This is a genomic window from Streptomyces sp. bgisy130 (assembly GCF_057708345.1).
This window is the reverse complement of the sequence record NZ_JBYISA010000124.1, coordinates 1-518: the sequence shown is the minus strand read 5'-3', so window position 1 is coordinate 518 and position 518 is coordinate 1. Positions and strand designations below refer to the sequence as shown.

Genomic DNA, 518 nt, shown 5'->3' with positions numbered 1-518 from the left:
TTCTGGTTCTTCGGGCATCCCGAGGTGTACATCATCGCGCTGCCGTTCTTCGGCATCATTTCCGAGGTCATTCCGGTGTTCTCCCGGAAGCCGATGTTCGGTTACATCGGTCTGATCGCGGCGACGATTTCGATTGCCGGTCTTTCGGTCACGGTGTGGGCGCACCACATGTATGTGACGGGCGGCGTGCTGTTGCCGTTCTTCTCGTTCATGACGTTCCTGATCGCGGTGCCGACGGGTGTGAAGTTCTTCAACTGGATCGGCACGATGTGGAAGGGCTCACTGTCCTTCGAGACGCCGATGCTGTGGACGATCGGCTTCCTGATCACCTTCACCTTCGGTGGTCTGACCGGTGTCATCCTGGCCTCGCCGCCGATGGACTTCCACGTCTCGGACTCGTACTTCGTCGTGGCGCACTTCCACTACGTGGTCTTCGGTACGGTCGTCTTCGCGATGTTCGCCGGCTTCCACTTCTGGTGGCCGAAGTTCACCGGCAAGATGCTGGACGAGCGGCTCGG

At 59.7% G+C, this 518-nt stretch carries 1 protein-coding gene; it reads left to right on the top strand.

Going from position 1 to position 518, the window contains the following annotated elements:
- Nucleotides 1–518: cbb3-type cytochrome c oxidase subunit I (locus tag AC3EUV_RS38420; protein ID WP_435604904.1), on the top strand; the 518-nt coding region annotated here is incomplete at both ends.